This window comes from Anaerococcus lactolyticus ATCC 51172 (genome assembly GCF_000156575.1).
Lineage (GTDB): Bacteria > Bacillota > Clostridia > Tissierellales > Peptoniphilaceae > Anaerococcus > Anaerococcus lactolyticus.
Genome location: NZ_GG666044.1, coordinates 261,815 through 285,413 on the forward strand (window position 1 = coordinate 261,815; position 23,599 = coordinate 285,413).

Annotated in this window: 14 protein-coding genes; 2 read left to right on the forward strand and 12 right to left on the reverse strand. The window is 37.5% G+C overall.

Translation table 11 applies throughout. The features are described 5' to 3' along the window. Together HMPREF0072_RS12115 and HMPREF0072_RS01125 are read right to left on the reverse strand one after the other, a co-directional pair. The coding region (locus tag HMPREF0072_RS12115) for a hypothetical protein (RefSeq protein WP_004826853.1) at positions 1-4,736 on the reverse strand (4,736 nt) is incomplete at its 3' end. A 53-nt stretch (positions 4,737-4,789) separates the two neighbouring features. Then, positions 4,790-10,279 carry a hypothetical protein gene (locus tag HMPREF0072_RS01125; RefSeq protein ID WP_039930933.1) on the reverse strand — a complete coding sequence of 1,830 codons (5,490 nt, stop codon included), beginning with the start codon at positions 10,277-10,279 and terminating at the stop codon, positions 4,790-4,792. Between the two features lie 302 nt (positions 10,280-10,581). On the opposite strand from HMPREF0072_RS01125, the gene HMPREF0072_RS01130 reads away from it, so the two are divergent. Beyond that, complete coding sequence (locus tag HMPREF0072_RS01130) at positions 10,582-11,064, forward strand: hypothetical protein (protein ID WP_004826855.1); 483 nt, start codon at positions 10,582-10,584, stop codon at positions 11,062-11,064. 35 nt (positions 11,065-11,099) lie between these two features. Here HMPREF0072_RS01130 and thrB read toward each other — a convergent pair whose 3' ends face one another. The 8 genes from thrB to HMPREF0072_RS01170 form a co-directional block, all read right to left on the reverse strand. After that, positions 11,100-13,394, reverse strand: coding sequence for a homoserine kinase (gene thrB, locus HMPREF0072_RS01135; RefSeq protein ID WP_004826856.1), 2,295 nt, complete (start codon positions 13,392-13,394; stop codon positions 11,100-11,102). Next, complete coding sequence (locus HMPREF0072_RS01140) at positions 13,391-14,572, reverse strand: homoserine dehydrogenase (RefSeq protein WP_004826857.1); 1,182 nt, start codon at positions 14,570-14,572, stop codon at positions 13,391-13,393. The genes thrB and HMPREF0072_RS01140 overlap by 4 nt, the downstream gene beginning before the upstream one ends. Before the next feature lies 1 nt (position 14,573). Next, positions 14,574-15,551, reverse strand: a complete 978-nt coding sequence (locus tag HMPREF0072_RS01145; protein WP_004826858.1) for an aspartate-semialdehyde dehydrogenase — start codon at positions 15,549-15,551, stop codon at positions 14,574-14,576. A 1-nt stretch (position 15,552) separates the two neighbouring features. Continuing rightward, the gene (locus HMPREF0072_RS01150) at positions 15,553-16,860 is read right to left on the reverse strand and encodes an aspartate kinase (protein ID WP_004826859.1); all 1,308 of its coding nucleotides are present in this window, start codon (positions 16,858-16,860) and stop codon (positions 15,553-15,555) included. A 337-nt stretch (positions 16,861-17,197) separates the two neighbouring features. Further along, positions 17,198-18,397, reverse strand: coding sequence for an ABC transporter permease (locus HMPREF0072_RS01155; RefSeq protein WP_039930934.1), 1,200 nt, complete (start codon positions 18,395-18,397; stop codon positions 17,198-17,200). Next, positions 18,390-19,274: an ABC transporter ATP-binding protein gene (locus HMPREF0072_RS01160; protein WP_004826861.1), complete on the reverse strand. Its 885-nt coding sequence runs from the start codon at positions 19,272-19,274 to the stop codon at positions 18,390-18,392. Before HMPREF0072_RS01160 ends, HMPREF0072_RS01155 begins: the two co-directional genes overlap by 8 nt. Further along, positions 19,271-19,993: a DUF3169 family protein gene (locus HMPREF0072_RS01165; protein WP_004826862.1), complete on the reverse strand. Its 723-nt coding sequence runs from the start codon at positions 19,991-19,993 to the stop codon at positions 19,271-19,273. Before HMPREF0072_RS01165 ends, HMPREF0072_RS01160 begins: the two co-directional genes overlap by 4 nt. Further along, positions 19,983-20,195: a helix-turn-helix transcriptional regulator gene (locus tag HMPREF0072_RS01170; protein ID WP_004826863.1), complete on the reverse strand. Its 213-nt coding sequence runs from the start codon at positions 20,193-20,195 to the stop codon at positions 19,983-19,985. Before HMPREF0072_RS01170 ends, HMPREF0072_RS01165 begins: the two co-directional genes overlap by 11 nt. A gap of 272 nt (positions 20,196-20,467) precedes the next feature. Between HMPREF0072_RS01170 and HMPREF0072_RS01175 the strand changes: the two genes are divergently transcribed. Continuing rightward, the gene (locus HMPREF0072_RS01175) at positions 20,468-21,151 is read left to right on the forward strand and encodes a DUF554 domain-containing protein (protein WP_004826864.1); all 684 of its coding nucleotides are present in this window, start codon (positions 20,468-20,470) and stop codon (positions 21,149-21,151) included. Between the two features lie 141 nt (positions 21,152-21,292). On the opposite strand, the gene HMPREF0072_RS01180 is transcribed toward HMPREF0072_RS01175, so the two are convergent. Both HMPREF0072_RS01180 and HMPREF0072_RS01185 read right to left on the reverse strand, forming a co-directional pair. After that, positions 21,293-22,150: a GNAT family N-acetyltransferase gene (locus HMPREF0072_RS01180; protein ID WP_004826865.1), complete on the reverse strand. Its 858-nt coding sequence runs from the start codon at positions 22,148-22,150 to the stop codon at positions 21,293-21,295. Then, positions 22,150-23,418: a Glu/Leu/Phe/Val family dehydrogenase gene (locus tag HMPREF0072_RS01185; protein ID WP_039930936.1), complete on the reverse strand. Its 1,269-nt coding sequence runs from the start codon at positions 23,416-23,418 to the stop codon at positions 22,150-22,152. Before HMPREF0072_RS01185 ends, HMPREF0072_RS01180 begins: the two co-directional genes overlap by 1 nt. Positions 23,419-23,599 lie beyond the last annotated feature (181 nt).

Consider the following 23,599-nt stretch of genomic DNA (forward strand, 5'->3'; position numbering starts at 1 on the left):
TTGGCATATACAACTGCCCCAGTTTTTCCTTTAACAGTTACTGTACCAGCAGCAGTACCATCTTTTACTTCTGCCTTAAAGGTTACAGTGATGTAAGTAGCTGGAATATCTTTGTTATCTGAACCCTTAGTTGGAACATCCTCAGTTGGCAAGTATGGGATTACATCATCACCTGTATTGTTGTCTTCTGGTGGTTGTGGTTGAGCTTTCTTTGCTGCCTTGGCTGTAAACTTAGTATCAGCTTTGATTGTTTCAGTCCATGGGTTAGCTGTTTCTGTTGTTTCAGTATTTTTATACCATTTTGCAACGTCATATTTTTCGGTTGCTGTATCAGCTACTGCTTCTGGTGTTATTTTTGTTACACCTGCTGCTTGTAATGTTGAGTTTTTGAATACTGCGTGAGTCTTGCCATAGCCGTCATTAGCTTTTACATTCTCACCCTTTATTATCTCAACCTTAAATACTAGAGGATTGCCATCTCCGTCTTTTGGTAATTCAGGGTCGCCTGGATTGATTTCTTGGCCATTTTTAATGAAATGGGCTGTGTAAACTTGTCCATTTGATACTACTGCAGTATCTTCGACTTTTGTCTTTGGTGAACCTTTTTCGTCCCAATACCATAACTTGTAATCAGTTTTTTCTATTACACTAGGTTTTGCAACTCCAAATTTTGTATTGGAATTTTTCTTAACCATGACAGAAATAACATCTTTGTCAGTTTCTTTGCCCTTTGACAAAGTTCCCTTTTCTGTTGATTCAGTCTTGAAAGCTACGATGTCATATTGTGACTTATCGATTGTTTTTCCGTCACCATCAGTAGTTGGTATATTGGGGTCATTAGGGTCGGTTGGGTTGGTCTTATCATTTGGGACGTATGGGATTACATCCTTGTCTGATTTCTTCGGATTAACAGTGATTTTCCCTTGTGTTTCTGCTGTTAATGGTCTTCCATTCTTATCATTTACAGATGCTGTGAATGGTTTATTGTTGTGGTCATTTTGAGTTAGTGGTGTACTCTCACTTGGTGTAACAGTTACGCCGTAAGTTCCTAAATCTTTCTTCTCAATCTCAACACTATTACCATTCTTGTCTGTGAGCTTAACCTTGATACCATCATGCTTAGGCTTATCACCTTCGGTGTAGGTCATCTGTGCTGGGTCTTGGATTATTTCAATGCAGGTTATATTATCCTTATCAAAGTTTGCACTTATTGCGCTTGCTGTAAAATCTGTATTCTTAGTTATAGTTTGATCCCAAGGATTATTTACATTCCATTTTGGATCTTTGAAGTTATTATTTAATACAGCAGGTGTTGGGAATTTTTCTTTTGCTAATTTGCTATTTTTAAATACTGCATAAGATTTTCCGTAAAGAGCATTATCTGCTATGCTATTCTCATCACGAAGGACTTTTACTTCAAAAGTTCCTTCTGGTAATTTTGTGCCTGGTGTGATTTCTTGGCCATCTGTGATGAATTGAGCAGTGTAGACCTTGCCATTTACTACGGCTTCTGTATTAGCAGGAATTGTTGGGTTATAGCCATTTGCCTTAGTTGTAGTTGCATCATTTACATTTATTGTTGGTGCACTTACCTTTGCCCAAGTACTTCCTTTTTTAACTAGGACTGAGATAACTTGTTGGTTTGTCTTGTCATCAAGTGTTAAGCTTCCCTTTGTTTTGTCATCGTCTGCAACCTTGAAGGCTATGATGTCATATTGGGTCTTGTCGATTGTATGTCCGTCACCATCTTTTTTCGGAACATTATCATCATCAGGATTGGTTGGATTTTCCTTATCCTTTGGAACGTATGGGATTACATCCTTGTCTGATTTCTTTGGATTAACGGTGATATTTGTTCTTGTATTCGCTGTTAATTCTTTATCTTGACCTTGGTCATCCTTGCCACTTACCTTTGCTGTGAATGGGTGACCGTTGTGGTTTGCAATTGTTAAAGGTGTATCTTCGCTTGGTGTAACAGTAACGCCGTACTCATTTAGCTTATCTTTACCAATCTCAACAGTATTTCCATTCTTATCTGTAAGCTTAACCTTGATACCGTCATGTTTAGGCTTATCCCCTTCTGTGTAGGTCATTGTATCAGGGTCTTTAGTTATTTCAATCTTTGCAATATTTGTTTTATCAAATTTCGCATTTGTTGCAGTCGCAGTGTAGGTTGTTTCTGCTGTGATTTTCTTATTCTCTGGCGACCATGTTACTGGTTGTTTATATCCTTCATCTGGTTCAGCTTGAGGATAATCTCTGGCAACATCTAATGTCTCATCTTTCTTAACTAGGATTGTCTTTACTGTTACTGGAGTTGCTTTATTTCCCTTTGTGTCTCCTAGTTTTGTACCCTCACCAAGTTTGAAGATAACATTAAAACCTGTTGGATTTCCATCTTCGTCTTTTGGAACTGGGAAATCTTTGTTATCGTCATTGATTTCTTCTTTATTTTTTCTTACATAAAGGTTTTGGTTTTCAACTTCAATTACAGATGGATTTTCTGTTGTATCATCTGCAAATTTTACCTTTAATGTACCTGTTTGTTTGCCTAAGGTTGTATTAGACCTTGCTGGTGTGGTAGCGTCTGTTACTGTCGCATTTTTCAATAAATTTTCTAATTCAGTCTTTTGATCTTGTGTGAAAGTCTTTGTCTGGTCATAATTAATAGCCACACCCTTTGACCAAGTGATTGTATCACCACTCCAGATAGAAATGTCTACTGGTTTTAGACCACCTGCATCTTCAATTAATTGCTTAGCATTTTTCTTTGTAGCGCTTGCTTTGAAGGTGAAGGTCTTGGTTGCTTCTTTGTAAGCTTGGTTTGTTGTGCTTAATACAGTATCTTTTGCTGGTGTCCAGGTTACTGTTTGATAGCCTGTTTCTGGTTTAGCTTTTGGGAATTTCTCACTATCCACTGTATCGCCAGCAGCGTACATTAGAGGTTTCAGGTTTTCAAAACCATCTTTTTTGATTGATGTTTCATCTCTTTTAAATTCTACAAAGATTGTTCCTTCTGGGACTGGAGTTTCTCCTCCACCTGGTTGTGGATCGGGTTTCTTGTCACCTTTATCATAGACATGGAGGGTTTGAGCGATGTTTGTCTTTTCAGCTTCTGTTGCTCCATTTTCTTTTACAACATAAACCGAACCGTCCTTGAAGGTTACCTTTAGGGTTCCCTTTTTCTCCCCTTTTTCAGTTGTTGTTCTTGCTGGGTTTGTTGTGTCTTCAACTTTAGCACCTGCTAAAGCATCATCAATTTTTGCTTTATTTTCAGCAACAGTTGTGTTTGCAGCAACACCCTTCTTCCAGAAGTCGCCTTCTGTGCTTGTGCCTTTCCAAACACCAAAGTCCACACCCTTAAGACCACCAAGTTCTTTGATCAAATCTGCTGTGGTTTTATATTTTGCGTTGTATTCTTTAGTTCCTATACCCTCTGTATCTGCAGGGATTTCTGGATTCCATTTTAAGAATGGTTTTGCATCGTTTTTATTATCTTTATCATCTAGGGCGTATGGTTTTAGTTTGTCTATTTCTGCTTTTAATTTAGCATTACCGTATTTAAGCCCTTGCTTTACGTCGATATATTTTTTCTTTGTTCCTTCGCTGTCAAAACGACCTAAGGTTTGTGTTTTGCCTTCTTCTACTTTTTCGTCTGCGTTAAATGTCAAACGATAGTAGCCATCTGGAACATCTACAGGCTGAGTTGGATCATCGTCTTTCATTGGTGGGATTGCTACATCTGCTTGGTAGGTAAGACTTACAACAGGTTGGTAATCATGCGCTTGTCCATTTTTTTCATGTTTTACGTGGTGAATCTTATATTTATAGTTTTTAGCTGATGCTCCACCACCAAAAGTGTAATCGCCTGATATCGCATCATTTATTGTAAAGCTTAATTTTTCTACAGCATTTAGGTTATCAGTTGTTAAAGCCTCAGATAAATTATCAGCTGTATCAGAATCTATATCTTCCTCAACCTTATCTAAATCTCTTAAATTTATTACTTTATCAGCCTTTGGAAGGTCAAACTCAACTCCATCACCAAGGTTTAATTTTAGTTTTGGTGCTGTGTCAGTAGCTACTGGTAAATCTTTTGCTAATTTCTTTCCATAGATATCAAGATATTCAACCTTTAAATCTGTGTTTGGAAGTTCATAAACTGTTAGATTAAGTTCAAGTACATTATTATTTGGTTTTGTACTTGGTGATACATATGTCGCCCTAACATCGTAATTTCCATTAAAGTCTGTCTTTAATTGAAATCCTTTTGCATTTGCAGCATACAAAGGCCAATCACTATAATTTGTAATTTTAGTTTGTCCTTCGCTAAAGGTCATCTCTCCAACTTCTACAAATTTGTTACTATTATCGGTATAACCAAGAGTTACCTTAAATTCACTATTATTAAATACTTTCCAATCAAAATTTCCATTATTTAAACCTTTAGTTGTAAGATTGACGATTGTATTTGCATCCTGTGTGCTAGGCGCCCTATCTGAAAATAGCGAACGGCGTGAGCGTCTCAAAGTTTTCTTTGCTTGAGTATTAATGGCAATATTTTCAATTTTTTCTTTATCGATAGTAAATACTTTTTGGCTTCCTCTTACTTCACCCTTTAGGTCTTCTGATGATGCTAGGGCAGGTTTTGCTGTTGCTAGCAAAGCACCGAACACTGGGAAGAACATTAGGAAAGCAAGTAGGAATGACAAAAGCCTATTACTTTTTATTTTCATAATTTCTCCTTCATTATTTCGCCAAAGGCTCAAAGAGCCTTGGCATTAAATAATTATTCTACAAATATATCAAAGGTATTTGATGTATATTTTCCTTCAGGTGCATCCTTTTCAGAATTTACTCTGATGATGTCGCCTTTCTTTAGTCTGTAGTTTTTAGTTGAATCAGCTTTCTGTTTTAAATCAAGTGGAACATATTGTTCTTTTGTTTGAACTGTAGCCTGACCTGTTGCTACTTCTTCCATACCTTTATAAACTACGACTTTTACTGTCACTCCGTCCATATCAGAAGTTGCTGACAATCTCCTACTTCTTACATAGAAGTCTTTTACATAGGCATTGCAGACAAGAGTTGGTTTGTAGTTCACCTTGTATCTCTTTGTATTACCAAATTCATCTTCTGCAACAATTGTGATGTCAGGTGTATCGCCCTTACGAACTATTGTGCTTAAGAAGTCTTTTAGTTTTACCTCATCATTTACAACTTTTACTTCTGGTGTGAATGTTTCTGTTGTGCCATCTTTGTAATTAACTTCAAGTGTTATCTTCCTGCCCTTGGTTACTTCGTCAAGAGTACCTGTAACGTCAATATATCTTCTAAACTTTTCGTCCTCTGTTTTCACAGTTGGAGCCGGTGCTCTTAAGTCGATAATCACATAGCGTCTATTTTTATCTATTGGTTTATTGTTTAATTCGTCTGTGAATTTTCCTGTGATTGCTCCCAAAGTATCCATAGTTTGAGTTGAAGCACTTGTGTGTAGTCCTGCTTGTCTAGAGACAATTCTCACTATGTCCCCGTCTTCAACACCGTTTGGATTAGTGTCAGATTTTGGTTCAAGGACTATGGTCTTGGCGTCTCCAAGCTTATCCTTTCCTTGCATAGTGTACTTAGATGTGTCTGCTATGTTAACCCATGCGCTACCATTCCACTTTTGAGCAATATATTCGGAACCGTTCCAATCCTCTGTGTAGTCTCCTGCTTGAGTATCAGTTTTCTTTTGTGTGAATTTTGACTCAACCTTGTCCCATTCTTCGTCAGTCCAGAATCTTTCAGCCCAATCATATTTTTCAGTCTTATTACCAACTGCTGGTTTGTTAAGAGCTGGGTTTGGTATATCAAATTTAATTACAGGTTTGATAATTTTGTTTTCGCCTGTGCCTTCTTCTACATTGTCAACTTGGCTAATACCATAGACTGGTGCAGCTGTACCTCTCTTGTTGATGTCGATTTCGCCTTCGTCACCGTCTTTTTCAAGAGTGGCTTTCTTTACAGCATATTTTGCAATAATTTTCTCGCCTGCCTTATCGCTTAAAGTGTTACCATCTTTAAACTCACCTACAATTAGTCTGTCGGCATACTTGCCTTCGCCTACTTTTGCAGTTAAGCCGCCGCCAGTGTATGTTCCATCATCTTGTTTTACAAGGACTATTTCTGAGCCACCTGCTATAGCAAGCTTAATCTTTTCGATTCCTGCTGTTTTTTCGGCTTCGCTCCATTTAAGTTTGATAGTCTTATCTGTGTCAAAGACGTTATCAATAGCTGGTTTTGGTATGTCAATAGGTGTTGATGTATTCCAAATTGTATAACCTACTACTTCTCTTCCAGAGCTTCTTCTTACGGTTTCTGCATTTCTTGATGTTGCAGAGCTGTAGGCATCAACTCCTATATTGAAGGCCTGGCTCTTTGCTACTGGGTCGCCATAAGGGTTGCCCGCATCATGGTGGAGGTTCTTAGGTGCCTTATCGTCAACATATACTGATCCGTCAGCATTATTTAATCTAAGGAAGGTCTTTAAACCTAGGGTTCCCCAGTTAGGAACTGAAAAGTCTTTGTATTTATCTTTTAGGTCGTCTGTAACTACTACTGATACATAAGACTTTCTTTGACCCAATTCATCAAAGCCTGGTAGGCTCCATTTAAAATCTTGGTCTGTTCCGTCCCATGCCTTTAGTCCTCCCTTGAATGGGTAGTAGTTGGCGTTTTGGTGAACTGTTGGCTTGCCGTAAGGTGTAACTGCAGTTCTGGTTAATAGACCAATATTAGCCGGTTTTTTCTTGTTAGCATCGGCAAGGGCTTTGTACTCACCAAACTTCTTTTGTGCTTCGTCATAACCTGTGAGGTCAATGTCTTTGTAGGATGCCTTAACTGTTATGTCATAGTATGGTCTGTAGTTTGCATATAGGTGGACATCTTTTCCTTTTTCAAATGCTTCTTTGATTAGGGTTTTAGTATTATCCACATCGTTACCATCTAAAACATCTTCAGGAGCTATTGCAAGGTTGAAGCCATTTGGTACATAGTATGCTGTTGTATTCTTCTTTAGGCCATCAATCCACTCAGTTTTTAGTGGAATTCTTTTTGTGCCATTTGCTACTAAGCCGGCTTCTAACTCGCCTACTCTTTCGTTTGCAGAACCTGCAATAAAGTTATTAGTATCAGGTCTTGTTAAAGATCCATTTTGATATGAACCAAAGGTCCAGCCTATAAAGGTGTATTGCTTATCTGGATCTTGGTCAGTGCCTTTCTTAAAGAATTTCTTTAGCTTGCTATCAGTAATTTTATTTACATCATCAGCTTCACTTGTGTAAGGCACTTTTGGTAGTTGTTTAATAACCAACTTACCTTTTTTGTCCTTATATGTTGCAGCTGTAGTTGCATCTAAGATATTGTTTGTCCTATCAAGGTCATCTACTGTTACAGGAACCTTATAGATAACTTCATCCTTAGGGTCAGCTGTGTTGTTTGAGTGAAGGATAATATTGATTCCGTCGCCATAAACTGCATAAACAGTTCTATTTTTATCTATTGGTGATTTTTCATCAAAGACAAATGTTTCAGTATTATTGTCTACCTTTTCCCAATCTTTCACATCTTTTAAGATTTTACCATCTTCTTGAAGTTTGTAGAATTGGTCAGCTGCTGTTATTGTTTCGCCATTTTCTTCTTTGTCTTCAAGCTTAACTGTAGTCCAGCCTAATAACCTCTTGCCTTGTGGTACATCTATATCATATTTATCAGGCATTTGTCTTAGTTTGAGGGCTGCTAATTCTTTTTTAGCAATCTCAGGATCAGCATTTCCTCTGTCATAAGTTTTACCATCGTGGTTAAGGACGTTAACAAACTCTCTGTCTACATTTTTGCCGTCAATATTTTCGGTCACCTTAACTATTGGGGTCTTTTGATCTTTTTTAACATTGTCATCGTTAAAACCACTTGGTTTGTAGTTTTTATTTTCTGCCCCACTAGCTTGTTCTACAGTCTTTTTGTCAGCCGCTAGCTTGTCAATAACATAATTTGTATATTCTTTACTTAGTGGAGCGATTTTTTCGATTACATCTTTATTTTCTTTTGATTTTACTCCATTAAGGTCAAAGTTTACCTTGGCTTGTACTTGTTCAACTACAGCCGGTCTTGAACTTTCTGCCAATACTTCCACGTTTGTATTTGTAAATAGGATTGGCATGTCCCTCTTTAATTCTGGCATAGTAAATGTTCTTGCTGTTTTGCCATCTTTTTCAAGTCCTGGGAGCTTTGTATCAAATTCATAACCCTTTGTCTTTACCTTATTAACTACAACATCAATTCTTGTATCGCCATTACTGTTGTTTTTTCCTGGTTTGGCTATGATTGTTTGAACAGAATCGCCAGCTTTTATAGCAATTTCTGCATTCTTATAAGCAGTTCTACCACTAATGTTTTTATCCTCCAAGAAGATCTCATCAACATCTGGTTTGTGGAAGGTGGTTGCTACAGCACCTGCAGAAAATGTTGCTTGCCAGTCAAAGGTGATTGGGCTCTTATCTAATGTATAAGAAGCCTTGTATGAGTTAGCTTTATTCTTGTTAAAGTAAATTGTTGCGTCGCCACCATCTGGATAGTTTGTGTAGAGGGTTAGTTTTGTGCCTGCCTTTAGCTTCATATCCATACCATTTTGGACGGTGTATTCATAAAACTTTCCGCTACCATTATGTCTAAAGTTAGAAGCGAGGAATAAATCTGTATCATCACCTTTAACTGTGATACGCATTTCTCTATTTCTTGGTCTGGCTCCGTCTTGTAAGATACCCCCACCATATGGAGTTTTAAAATCTATATAAATTTTATCTCCACTATTCAAAGTGACATCATGATCTAATTCATATTCATATTTGTATTGACCTGCCTCGTTGTCTGAGATTATGGCTGAATAGAATGGGAAGTACTGTAGTCCATCGTCTTCTTTAAATAACTTATCTACTTTTTTAGGGTCTACATAGTAACGAACTGTAGTTCCTTGACCGTTATTTAAAAGAGATTCTACACCATCCATCCATGAATCAAGAGGTTGTAATTTTGTTTTATTTGTTTTTATACCTTGTTGATCTTGGAAGGATGTATCAAAACCTGGACCTGCGATTTGTATAAATTTAAGGTTAGTACCAGGAATCTCGTTAACATTCTTTTCAAATACAGGAACAGCACCTGTAACTGTTGGATTGCCGTTTGCGTCTAGTCTTCCTGCAGTTGGTAGTCCATTATTAGATGTTGAAAATACGTGGGCTATGACATCTTCACCATTTATTTTTCTTGGTTTTAATATGTCAAAAAATCTTCCATCAACTGTCTGCCTATAACCTAAGTGTCTACCATATAGGTCGTTACTTGTGATAGCTACCTTGTTATATCTGTGTCTAACTTCTATGTAGCCCTTTTCTTTATTAAATTCTACTGTTGAACCTGAAGCTCTGAAGGCCCTATCGGTAGTAGCAGAATTACGGATTTCTTTTAATAAATGTTGCTCATAGTCATGTTTGATAGGAATAACATTTGAGAAGGTGTATGAAGAATAGTTTCCCTTTCCTGTTCCAGCGTCTGTATAACAAGCAACTTGGGTCTCGCTCCTATCTAACATCCTTATTTGAACAAGGGGTTCATCACCTATTGATTTAATAGTCTCGTCTTGTTTTAAAACCAAGTTGATTGGTACTTCGTTGGTTGCGGCAGTTGCTCCTGTATTGCCATTATCAGCAATATTTACCATCTTAACGTTGGTTGTACCTACATCAGTAATGCTCTTATCTTGAAATTTTGTTATTGTCTTGTAGTTAAGGTCGTCATTGTACCAACCTGTTGAAGATCCGGCTGATACTCCCTTATAAATACCTGTAGAAGGATCAGACCAATCAACCTTGTTGTTGAAACTATCTTCTAGTTTCATATGCATGACATGCCATACACCAGTACCGACTTTATCAAACTTTCTCATAGCAAGTCTGATTACAGTTCTTCCGTCTGGTCTTACAAAATAACCACCGTAGGATATCATTGGGTTTTTCATTGGCTCGGCTAAAGTAGATACTTCTGTTAACCATTGGGCTCTAGCTAAAGGCCAAAAGTTCTTGTCTTTAAAATTTGGCTCTTTTAATTGCCAATCTGTTGTAAGAATTTCATCTTTACCTGGAGCCTTATAGGTTTCAGCAAGTACATTCCCCGTACTTGGTGCTAGCATGGCGACTGCTAGTAGGGATCCTAGTAGGCGCCTTTTCATTTTTTTATTTTTCATAATCACTCCTGTATTATTCATACATTTATCAATGCACATTATTCCTCCATAATTATATCACAATGCCTTTAGATTCTCAAATTTTCGGGCTTGTTTTTTCAATTAAAGCAGTAAATATTCAAGTTGATTTTACAGCTCGGGTTTTTTGGTTAATTTTTCTAAAAACTTGGTGAATTATTGTCCTTTTTTTGCCCTAAAAATTTTTTTGAGACTTACAAACTTTGTAATGGTATTAATTTTTTTTGCTTGCTATAATTAGTTTGTAATTAAGTTAACTTAAAAAAATACACAAAGGAGATAATATGAAAAATTTTAATATTTTTGCTAAGGCTGCCCTTATTTTTGGTCTTGCCTTGGCTATGAGTGCATGTGGCAAGTCTAAGGCTGATGTCGAGGTTGGATCTGATAATTTGGTTAGTTTTGAGGAGACCGAGAAAGACTTTGTTGGTTCTTGCAAAAAATTAGCTTGGCCAGAGGGCTATGAGGTGCCTGAGCATTTGGATGATGTTAAGGATGCGAATTTTGAGGCTGGTTATGGTAATACTAGGGCTAGCCAATATTGGGAAGCTGCTTGGCAAGAGGAGTGGCTAAATAATTATAAGACAAATCCAGAGAAGGCTAAGAAGGCTCTAAAGGAACTTGAAAAAGCTACCAGCATGCCTTACCTTGGCCCTGACAAGTGCGATGATAATACCAGAAAGGCTTTTAAGGATAGTCTAGAAAAGGCCAAGGCCGGTGACCCTTCTGGTTTTGAAGAAAATTTAAAATTAAACGACCCTAGATAAGGGCATGAAAATAGACGAGGTCATCCTCGTCTATTTTAGATTATAAAAGCTCCTTTTTTGTCGATAGCTAAGGCTTTTAGCTGGTAGGAGTTGGATAAGATTTCTAATTTTTCTCTTATTGCTTTTTCTGAAATATCATCGTCTGCTTTTAAGACTAGCATTATTGTAGACCCTGCTCCACTTAGGTAGGAAGCAAGTACATCCGATTCTTTTATTATTTGCTCGATTTTTTCTATTTCTGGGATTAGCTTATACCTATATGGTTGGTGGATTTTATCTTGAAGGGCAATTTTTAAATTGTTTTCATCTCCCGATTGCAAAGCTAAAACCAACATAGCTACTCTCGAAATATTGAAAACTGCATCAGCCTTTGGGTAAAATTCTGGCAAAACTTCTCTTGCTTCTTTGGTTGATAATTTAAAATCTGGTATTAGGGCCAAAAACTTAAATTTGTCTGAAATTCCCATTTTTTCAAGAAAGACTTCCTCATCTTCTAAAATAGAAACTATCGTCCCACCAAAGATGGCTGGGGCCACGTTGTCTGGATGGCCTTCGATGGCTGTAGCGATTTTTAGGATTTCTTTTTTGTCAATGTCCCTTCCCATGACTAAAAAGGCTGCCATGATGCCCATGACTATGCAGGCTGCAGATGAACCGAGGCCTCTTGATATAGGGATGTCTGCGTCTAGGTCAAAGGATATTGGCTTTGGGGTTTCCTTATAAGTATCAAAGGTCTTTTTGTAGGCCTGGTAGATGAGGTTTTCTTTTAAATTTTGTCGAAAGCCTTCATCGTCATTTGTAAGTTTAAATTCGCAAGTATTATATAGACCTACTGCCACTCCTAGGGCATCAAACCCAGGGCCTAGGTTAGCTGATGTGGCTGGGACTGATATCCTCTTGCCACGACCTGCAAATTTTAAAACTTCGTCTGCGATTTCATCTTTTTTGATTTTTGTCTTGTGGATGATTTTTTTGCCCTTTAATTTTCCAATTTCTCTTGGAATTTTTACACGAGTTTTCTCATAAAGGGTCTTTATATTTTCAAATTCATCAGCTACTGGATTTTCGCCAAGGGCTTTTAGGACAGAGGAGGCAAACTTGTAAGGACTTGCAGTTGATAAGATCGCTACTTTAGATAATCCCAGCTTGTCTACAACAGCCTTGGCCACACTTGTGTGAGGATCAATCAGGTAGCCCTCGTCTTGGTAGACTTTTTTTATGGTTTGTTCGGTGTCTTCCTTGGTGGCGTAGCCTGATAAAAATTCGGAAAAATCACAAGCAAAGGTGAAGGTTCCCTTTTCTTTCAAATCTCTCATCTTTGCTCTAACAACTTCTGCCGAGGACTTGTGATAGATGAGTCTTTCGAGGTTTGATGAAACTAGGATGTCCATAGATGGAGAGATGGTCTTGATGAGCTCTCTGTTAGCGTCATAGGTGCCTGTTGTGAAGAAGTCTGTCAATACATTGTTGTCATTTGAGGCAATTATTAGCTTGTCAACAGGTAGGCCCATTTGTTTGGCATAAAAGCCTGCCAAGATGTCGCCAAAATTACCTGTTGGTACGCAAAATGAAAGTTTATCTCCCACTGATATTTTCTTATTATTTACCAAATTCGCATAGGAGTAAAAATAATAAACTATCTGTGGGAGGAGCCTGCCGATATTTATAGAGTTGGCTGATGAAAGGTAGGTGTTTTTCTTTTTTAACTCTTTTTTTATCGCCTCATCATTAAAGATTTTTTTGACTGCTGTTTGGGCATCGTCAAAGTTTCCATCAATAGCTATGACTTTTGAATTTAGGGAAGCAGTCGAGTCCATCTGGGTCTTTTGGATGTCGCTAACTCCTTCTGTTGGGTAGAGGACTAGGATATCGATGGCTTCTGTGTTATAAAAACCTTCTAGGGCTGCCTTGCCGGTATCTCCAGATGTGGCAGTTAAGATTAGGGTCTTATCCTTGATGCCAAGGGATTTTTTGGCATAGGCCAAAAGATTTGGCAAAAGACAGAGGGCAAAATCCTTAAAGGCTGAAGTCCTGCCATGGTAGAGCTCTAGGTAGTAGTCTTTTTGACATGCTACTTTTACAATCTCATCTTCAAAGGTCTGGTAGGATTTTTCTATCAAGTAGAGAAGCTCGTCGCTATCAAAATCTGTTAGGTAAAGTGAGAGGACCTTGTGGGCCATCTCGGTATAAGTTAGGTTTAAATTTTCGCTGATGTCAAAGGTTGGAAAATATTCTGGTACAAAAAGTCCCCCATCGTCGGAAATGCCCTTTACGATGGCTTCTCTGGCTGAAATTCTCAAGAGAGAATCTCTTGTCGATAAAAATTTCATAGCTCCTCCTCAATTTCTGCGACAAACACATCACTTAAAGCCGAAAGGATTGGTCTTAGGGTCTCAAAGTCGGTTTTTTTGGTGATTATTTGATGGTCATCTCCTATTACTTTTTCATCCTCAATCAAGTCTTTTAAGGCTTTTGGGACAAGACTAGTCCTAAGGTAAAATTTATTTGACCTTGTGGCTTCTAGCTTATAGGAATTTGCCCCGTCATAAAAGGCAGGGATTTCTCTTTTTGATAAAATCCTCAAAAGGTCACGAATTACTGCATCGGCGGTTTCAAGTTTGCCTGCTCCTGGCCCCTTAAATTCATAGGCAGAAAAATTTTCGCCCCAAACCTTGATTGCGTTGGTTGCTTCAAAGGTCTTGGCAAAAAAATCATCCTTTAAAAAACTAGGGATGACTGAGATATTGATCTTTCCATCTCTAAGCTCAGACTTTGCCAAGAGCCTAATTGTGTAACCCATGGCCTTGGCAAAGTCTAGGTCGGTTTTTTTGATATTTCCTATCCCAAAGGTAGGGATGGCATCTTCATTGATTTTTGAGTTGTAGATGAGGGATGATAGGATTCTTAGCTTTCTCATAGCATCAAAACCACCCACATCTGCTGTTGGATCTGCCTCTGCAAATCCTAGGTCTTGGGCCTTTTTCAAAACTTTTTCGTAGGATGCTCCCTCTTCTTCCATTTTTGAAAGGATATAATTAGAAGTCCCGTTCAAAATCCCATAGACCTTGGTCATTTCATTAAAAAGTGCCTCTTCCATCAGAGGGTGGATTAGGGGAATAGCTCCGGCTACTGCAGCCTCATAGGCGAAGTAAACCCCATTTTCTCTTGCAAGATCATTTAGGTTTTCGAAATATTTTGAGACTACAGCCTTGTTGGCAGTTACAATATTTTTTCCTGCCTTCATTAGCTTTATTATTCGCTCATAAGTTTCATCAAAGCTTGATGTCACGTCAATTACTGTGTCCACGTCTGATGATAATATTTTTTCAAAATCATCTGTAAATATAAGGTCTTTTTTGAAAGGCGACCTTTTTTTGTCCTTGTTCTTTATAAGGGCGTAGGCAAGGTCTAGGTCAAAATTATTTTGCCTAAGCCTCGCTCTTTTTTTGTATAAAATCTCTTCGACACCTGTACCAACTGTGCCAAAGCCCATTAAGGCAATTTTCAAATCAATCCTCCAGCAATTTTTTTGCAATTTGTACTGCGTTGGTTGCGGCTCCCTTTCTGATATTGTCAGCACAAGACCATAGATTTAAGCCATTTGCCACAGTGAAATCACGCCTAATCCTGCCAACAAAGACTTCATTCTTGCCAGCTGCCATCAGTGGCATTGGATATATTGCGTTTGCCAAATCATCTTGTAGGACCATGCCAGGGTAGGTTCCTATGATTTTCTTCACATCTTCAACTTCGAAAGGCTTTTCCACTTCAACATTGATGGAAATGGAGTGGGAAAATTTTACTGGCACACGAACTGTAGTGGCAGTGACAAGGATGGAATCATCGTGAAGAATTTTTTTGGTTTCATTAATCATTTTCATTTCTTCCTTGGTGTAGCCATTTTCCAAAAATGAATCAATTTGAGGGATGCAGTTGTTTTGGATTGGGTACTTGTAGGCGAGCTTTGTGCCATTTTCCAAATCTGAAATTCCCTTTAGACCAGAGCCGGAAACAGATTGGTAGGTAGAATAGATTACCCTTTTGATCTTGTATTTATCATGGATTGGCTTTAGGGGAAGGACTGATTGGATAGTAGAACAATTTGGGTTTGCGATGATGCCCTTGTTGGTTTTGATGTCATCGGGATTTATTTCTGGCACAACTAGGGGCACTTCTGGGTCCATCCTGAAGGCAGAAGAATTGTCAACAACTGTGACACCAGCCTTGGCTGCAAGGGGTGCAAATTTTTCGCTAACAGAAGCTCCTGCAGAAAAAAGTGCGATTTTAATATTCCTTCCCTCAAAAGAGTCTTCTTTTAATTCTTCGACTGTGTACTCTTTGCCAGCGTACTCAATTTTTTTGCCGGCAGATTTCTTTGAACTGAATAAGTAAAGCTTATCGATTGGAAAATTTTCTTCACTTAAGACTTTTAACATCATTGACCCTACGAGTCCTGTTGCTCCTACTACTGCTAGGTTTACCTTCATCCTAGACCTCCTTATAGAATTCATCATAAATTGATTGGATTGCTTTTTCAAAATCCTTAGTTTCGACACCGATTATAATATTTATTTCGCTAGAGCCCTGGCTTATCATCTTGATATTTACGCCTTCTCTCGCAAGGGCCGTAAAAGTCCTAGAAGACACACCTTTTTCCTTGATCATGCCCCTGCCCACAACTGCGATGAGGGAGATGTCTCTTTCCCAAGAGATGCTATCAACATTTAAGTAAATTTTAAGTTCCTCAAGGACCTTGTTTAGCTTTGGTGTGATGTAGGAATCTGCCACGAGGACAGAAACCGAGTCAATGCTTGAAGGCATGTGCTCAATAGAAATATCATTTGACTCAAAAACTGTGGTTAGCTTTCTAAAAAAGTCCTTTTCACTGTTCATATTCACTTTTTCTAGGTTGATAACTGTGAAATCTTTTTTGCCAGTTATACCTGTTAGGATATTTTTATTTTTGATGTCACACTTGGATAAGATAAGGGTGCCTGGCTTGTCTGGTTTGTTGGTATTTTTAATATTTATCGGGATATTTTTATCCCTAAGTGGGAAGATTGCCTCTTCGTGGAGGACGTTGGCTCCCATGTAGGAGAGCTCTCTGAGTTCCTTGTAGGTAATAGTGCCGATTGGGGCAGGATTTTTTACAATCCTAGGATCGGCAACCAAAAATCCTGATACATCTGTGAAATTTTCGTACATATCAGCGCCAAGAGCTGCTGCAATAACAGAGCCTGTCACATCAGATCCACCTCGTGAGAAGGTCTTGACCTTGCCATCTTCCATTCCATAAAATCCTGGAATAACTGCCTTTTCATGGTTGGCTAAGACTTTTTCAATCGCATCTTGCGACCTTTTTAGGTCCAAAACCCCGTCAGTAAAGACAATCAAATCCTTGGCATCAACAAAGTCATAACCAATAAAAGAAGCAAGGACTTGGGCACTCATATATTCCCCACGACTTATGACAAAGTCGTAGCTAGCCCCCTTGCTTATCTCTTCCTTGACTTCGGCAAGGATTTTGTCAATGTCTATAAGCAAAGAAAGATCATCAACAATATTTTTATAAACATCCTCGATGATCTTGTAAACTTCATTAAAATTTAGGTCATGGTTACTTAGCTGGTGGCACATGGCAAGCAGGTCTGTGACCTTGTGGTTATTATTAACACCCTTTCCAGGCGCAGAAACAACGATATACCTACGAGCATCGTCTGCAAAAATAATATCCCTAACTTTTTTTAGTTGGACAGCATCAGCTAGTGAACTTCCTCCAAATTTAGCAACTTTCATCTTCTTCCCCTTTTGAATTAATATTAAATCGCCTGTGGCGAATATTTTTTAAAGATTGCCATATGCTGGCAGAAATCTTATGAGCAATTTTAAAAACTATACGTTAATTTAGCACTGTTGTCAATTAAATGAAAACTACATTAAATAGATAAGAACGTATGGGGTGTTGGAAAATAAATAAAAATTACGAAAAAAATTCTGTTATCTCAATTAAAATTATAAAAAAATTTCTGTGGTCTCAATTATAATTATAAGCGAAAAATTATTAAACATAAAAAGGCCTTTAACCCAGCCCCCATCCTTGCTGGATGTCGGAGCCGAGTCAAAGGTCCTTTCTTTATTTTTTCTTTCTTTTCCTTGTGAAAAAGGATGCAGCCGAATAATTTAAAATGTGTTTTTTGTAGACCTTGGATGCTAGGATGTAGGAAATATAAAGACTTGCCACTAAAATTATTATGGAAATCCCACCTTCTATTATGCCACAATTTCCCTTTATCAACCTCAAAGGCATGAAAAATACAGAAATGTATGGCACATAGGAAGCGATTTTTACAAAAATATTTACAGGTCTATTCATAAAAATCATGGCAACCATGAAGGCAGCAACAATTGTGATCATTAAAGGACTGGCGACCTTAGAGGCATCTTCTTGTTTGCTTGCAAGAGAGCCTAGCATGGCGGCTATTATCATGTATGCCAAGAGGCTTAGGATTATAAAAATAAAAATTTCTGCGATTAGCATTAGACTTCTTTGGTCAAGACTTATGTTGATTTTTATCATATCCAATAAGCCCTTGGATTTGGCAATAAAATAGGAAATAGCTCCTAAAATTATATAGATAAGCGAATGGACGATGATGGCGAAGAAATTGCCCAAAATCTTCCCTGCGAAGTAGTCCTTAGCTGATACTGACGAAAAGATAAATTCAATCATCTTTGATCCTTTTTCTGTGGCTATATCCACAACAAGGACGTTTGAATACATGATTAGCATAAAGTACATGAACATCAAGAGAATGAAGTATGAAGCATAGACCATTATGCTCTTGCCCTTATCAAGCTGGTTTATTTTCACATCTGCCTTTGTCGAAAAAATCCCTACTTGCTTGTCATTTAGACCTGCATTTTTGATGTTGATGGCATTTTGGATTTCATTGGCAAGAAGGGGCAATTTTGAAAGGGCATTTCCGCCCATGGTTTTAGTCTCGATAGTAAGTTTTACCTGACCTTTTGATTCTATAATTTCTCCGTAAGACTCGATTTTTTCTGCTTTTAAGGCCTTTTCTGCCACTTCTTTTGAAACTATTTTATATTCATTTTCCATTCCCTTAAAGAAGGGGCTAATATTTTCATCTGCTACTATTTGGTATTTATGACCGTCACTGCCAAGCTTGGCATCATCTGACTTTGCTAGAAAATATGATATGCCAGCAGGAATTAGCATTACAAGGATTGGGATAAAAATCATGGCCCAAAAGGCAGGTGATTTTATTTGTTTTTTGAAGGAGTCTAGGGCGACTATTAATTTTCTATTCATTTTCTTCCACCTTTCTAGCAAAGATTTCATTTAGGCTTGGGGGTTCTTGGCTAAACATTTCAAGGTAGCCAAGTTTTTCTACAAGTTTCTCAAAAATTTTCCTTCCATCTTCTTCCTTTGCTAACCTTATTGTCCAAAGATTACTTTCTCTTTTTAGATCATAATCTGGGAAAATCTCTGATAAATTCTCTTCTGTCCTTACTTTGACTAGGTCCTTTTCATAGGAATTTCTAATCTCATTTGGAGAACCATTTAGGACAATTTTTCCATTTTTTAGCATGATAATCCTGTCGCAAAGGTATTCGACATTTTCCATGTTGTGGGAAGAGAAAATTATAGTTGTGCCTTGTGCGTTGATTTCTTTGATTATTCCCATCAAGAGATTGGCATTGTAAGGATCAAGACCTGAAAAAGGCTCGTCTAGGATAAGAAATTCTGGCTTATAGATAAGGCTTGCCAAAAGCTGGACTTTTTGCTGGTTGCCCTTAGATAGGGATTTTATTTTATCATCCAGACTTCCTTTTATTTCAAAACGGTCAAAGTAGGATTGTAGAGTCTTCTCATCGAGATTTTTCATTTGGTTGAGCCTTGCGAAAAATTTTACCTCTTCCCTGATGGTTTTCTTTGGTGAAAGCGAGCGTTCTTCTGGGAGAAAGCCAATTTTTTCTAGGGGAACTTTACTCATTTTCTCCCCTTCATAGAGGATTTCTCCGTCAAAGTGGTCGTAGAAGTTCATCATAGAACGGAAAAGTGTAGACTTGCCCGCCCCATTTTGACCGATAACTCCAAAAAGTTCGCCTTTTTGGACTTCAAAAGTCACGTCATCAAGAGCCTTGAGCTCTCCAAAGTTTTTAGATAAGTTTTTTATTTCAATCATGATTTCTCTCCTGCAAATCCGTTAGTTAAAATCCCAATCAATGTTGGTATTAGGACAATTAGGGCTATTATAGGACTTATTTCTTCATACAAAGCTGAGCAAAATAGGATTATAATAATCACTAATTGGCAAATTATCATTCTCTTAAAAGCAAGGTAGCCTTTTTTGTAGTATTTAAGCTTATCTCTCTCGTCAGATTCGGCCATGAATTTTTTATCAAAGAAAATATCAAAGGCTTCAGTCTTTCTTTCTGGCTCGATTTTTTTTGTAAGTTTGTAGGTCAAATAAAACAAAAATACATTTATAAAAGTGAAGATAAGCAAAACACTGGTTAAAATTATGCTGTCTTTAAGAGGATTATGACTAAATTTGACTTTGTTATATAGAATAATTATGAAAGATAAGAGAGTGAAAAGTCCCGCATCCCTCATAGAGTGTGTGTAGTCTATATATTTTGTCTCTATAAAATCATCTTTTGCGAGTCCTAGCTCTACTTCTTTTTTTGCCCTCATATAAAAATATATGGCAAGAATTGCCCATAGGGTGTTGATAACTATTGATAAAAGTAGGGCATTTTCACTTAGAAATGTATTTATTATTTCTGTAAGACCTCCTATATTTAGTTTGTTAAAAATAAAACCTATGCCAAAACCAGCTACTAATCCCAAAAAAGCCAATATAAACAGTTTGCTTATGCCGATTTTCCTATTATTTTTCATCTGTCTCCTCCAATCTAAAAATCTCATTAATATCCACACCAAGGACCTTGGCTATTGTTAGAGCCACAGTCACAGATGGGTTGTAATCTCCTCTTTCTATTAGGCTTATGGTTTGGCGGCTGACTCCGACGAGCCCTCCAAGCTCCGCTTGGTTATATCCCGCTTTTTTTCTAAAGTCCGCCAAGTTATTTCTTAGTTCCATCCGCCCTCCTTTCAAAATAATTGACAACTATTCTTGTCATTATTATAACTCTGACAACTTTCCTTGTCAAATCTTTTTAATTTTAATAAGTTTTTAAAAAATTTAATGAAAATGCAAAAGCATTTTTCTTCGTCAAGATTTTAGCTTATTATAAAAGCAATTTTAAATATTTTTTGCATAAAGTATGAATATACCGAAAATTTCCCTGGTTTTCTATGCATTTTTTCATTTTTGTCGTATAATACCTAAAATACATAAAAAAGGAGAAAGTCATGTTAGGTGCTTCTGTTAACGCTCTTGCTGTTTTTATCTCAGGTCTTTTCGGCCTTAAACTTGCAAATTATATAAAACCTTCCTATAAGGATGCAATCATGAAATTTTTGGCCCTCACCATTGTTGCCATAGGCATAGAGTCTTCCCTCAAAGGTGATATGCTCATTATCCTTATTTCAATAATCTTGGGCGTTATTATCGGAGAATTTTTTGACCTCGAAGGAAAATTAACCCGTTTTGCCAACATGCTTAAGGATAAGTTTATAAAAAACGAAGAAAATGATTTTGCAACAGGTTTTGTTTCTGGCACCCTTATTTTTTGTGTGGGTTCTCTTGGAATTTTGGGAGCTATCGAGGCAGGAGTTAATGGAAATAATTCGATTTTATTTACCAAGGCTATTATCGACAGCCTTTCGTCAATCTTTTTATCAACTACACTTGGCATCGGCGTTGCCTGTTCGGCTGGGATGATTTTCGCCTACGAAGGCTTAATAGCCTTGCTTTCAGGGTTTTTAGCGCCCATCCTCAGTCCTGAAATTTTGGCAAATATTTCTGGAGTTGGTGGGATCACAATCATAGCAGTGGGCCTTTCCATGCTTGACCTTGTAAAATTCAAATTGGTAAACTCCCTACCTGCCATTGCCATACCGGTAATTATTGGTCTGATCATGAATTTAATATAAAAAAATCCTCAACCTTAGAGGAGAGGATTTAGATAGTAAAATTATTATTAATAATGTCACTGTTGCCTTATTAATGCGATTCTTCCTCACTTCATTCGTCAGAATGACGTAGAAAGAATCATCCTCCAACCAGTTGGGGATTTATATTTTATATAAGATATAAGTGTCGAGGTTTTCAAAACCATTTGCTAGAGCTATTTTTAGCTCTATTTTTTTGTCTACTTCTACAAAATATTTTATGGTAGAAATTTTGCCAAATTCATCAATTAGAGAATTTGTCATAGCCTTTAAAAGTTCGTCGCAAATCTTAGACTTATCTTGATTTTCACCTACAAAAATCCCAAAGATTTCGCTCTTGCAAGGATTTTCTCCGTAGATTTTTACCAAAAGACTTCCTACAAGCTCACCTTTATCTTCTTTCACAAAGACCCTAAACCTGTCGAAGTCTCTTAAAAGATTTTTGCTGTTGTAATACATTTCTTTTGCAAATTTGTCGTGGAATGCTTGATATTTTTGGAAATCTTCTTTGCTTAAGACTCTTATCCCTTTAATTTCCTCAGTCTTTTGGCTAATATTTTTTGCTTCTAAGACATGGGAATAGTCGATGATTTGAGCCTTATCTTTGAAATATTCTTCATCGTTTAACCAGCAAGTGTGAGATAAGCCTAGGTCTAGACGATAATCCTTACAATCATTTTTTATATGGGAAATAAGCTTTTCAAATACTACTATGTCCTTATTTTTAATAACAAGAAGGGTTGTTTGGATATATTTTTCGTCATCATCCCAAAAATAGGTCGCAAGAGCTTCTAATTTACCATTTTCTTCTGCTACAAGCGTTTGTGTCGCCATAAATTCAATTGAATATTCTAGCTCCCTAAAAATATCATTGATTTTATAAAAACGAGGATAAGAAAAATGAGTCTTATCCCCTACAGCTAGGTCTAGCAAAGACCTAACTTTTGCCAAGTCAGGTCTTTGTAGAGGACGTATTTGCATTAAATTCTACCCCTTAATTTGAGGGATTTTTCTATCCTTGAAAGACTTAAGATGAAGGATGCTTCTCTAAAGTTAACCTTGTATTTTTCAGCAGTTGCAAAGACTTCTCCGATTGCCTTTGACATATCTTTTTCTTGTTTTGTCCTAACTTCATCATCGTCCCAATAAGAACCTGTCATATTTTGGATCCATTCATAGTGGCTTACCAAAACTCCACCAGAATTTGCGAGGATATCTGGGATTATAGGTATATTTTTCTCATTTAAAATCTCTTCACCTGCTTCTGTCACAGGGCCATTTGCTGCTTCTACTATGAGGCTTGCTTTGATGTCGCCGGCATTGGTCTCATCAATGACATTTTCCATGGCTGCTGGGATTAGGATATCACAAGGAAGGGCAAAAAATTCTTCGTTTGTAATCTTTTTTGCCTCTATATTTAGGGCAGAACCTGTCTCTTCTCTTGCCTTTTCTAATTTCTTAACATCTAGGCCTTCTGGATCATAGATGGCAGATGAACCTGATTTTTGGCTCTTATCTTTAGAGTTGAGGGCGATAAGCTTGGCTCCATCTTCGGTTAGGAATTTGGCAGCAAAGGAGCCAACATTACCAAAGCCTTGGAGGGCAAAAGTAGCCCCATCAAGGCTCTTGCCGATTTTTTCGTAGTATTTTTTAATGGTGAGATATACACCAAAACCTGTCGCTTCGCTTCTTCCTAGGGATCCACCCATGTCAGTGCCCTTGCCTGTGAAAGTTGCAATATCGTGGCGATTTCCATTTAGGGCGATGTATTCGTCAGTGAAATATCCCATAATCTTGGCGTTGGTATTTACATCTGGTGCAGGTACGTCAATCCTTGGGCCGATGTAGTTGTTGATTGCCCTTACAAAGCCACGAGAAAGAGCTTCCAGTTCTCTTTCAGAAAGTTTTTTAGGGTCAACTACGATTCCACCCTTGCCACCACCAAGAGGAAGTCCAAGAAGGGCTACCTTTAGGCTCATGAGGGTTGAAAGAACTTTGACTTCTTCGTAGGTTACTGACTCATCGTAACGCACCCCACCCTTAGAAGGACCTAGGGCTGATGAATGAGCAGACCTGAAGGCTCTGAAAGTCTTTGTAGTGCCATCATCCATTTTAACTGGAATATTAACTTCGATAATCCTTTCAGGTTCTCTGATAATATTGTAAAAAGATTCAGAAAAACCTGCTAGGTCCGAAACTTCTTTTAACTTCTTTTGTAGGTTTATAAATTGTTCGTAGGCTGTTGTCATAATGCCCTCCTGCATTAATTAAAATTCATTTTCATAACTTATTATACAAGCAAAAATTCGACTTGAAAGCCGGACTTTTAAAAAAATTTGCAATTTTTTATAATACAAATCGCACTTCTTTTTGGCATCCGAAAATTTCCCACGTAAAAAGCCCTTCTTGTTGGAATGACAAGAAAGGCTA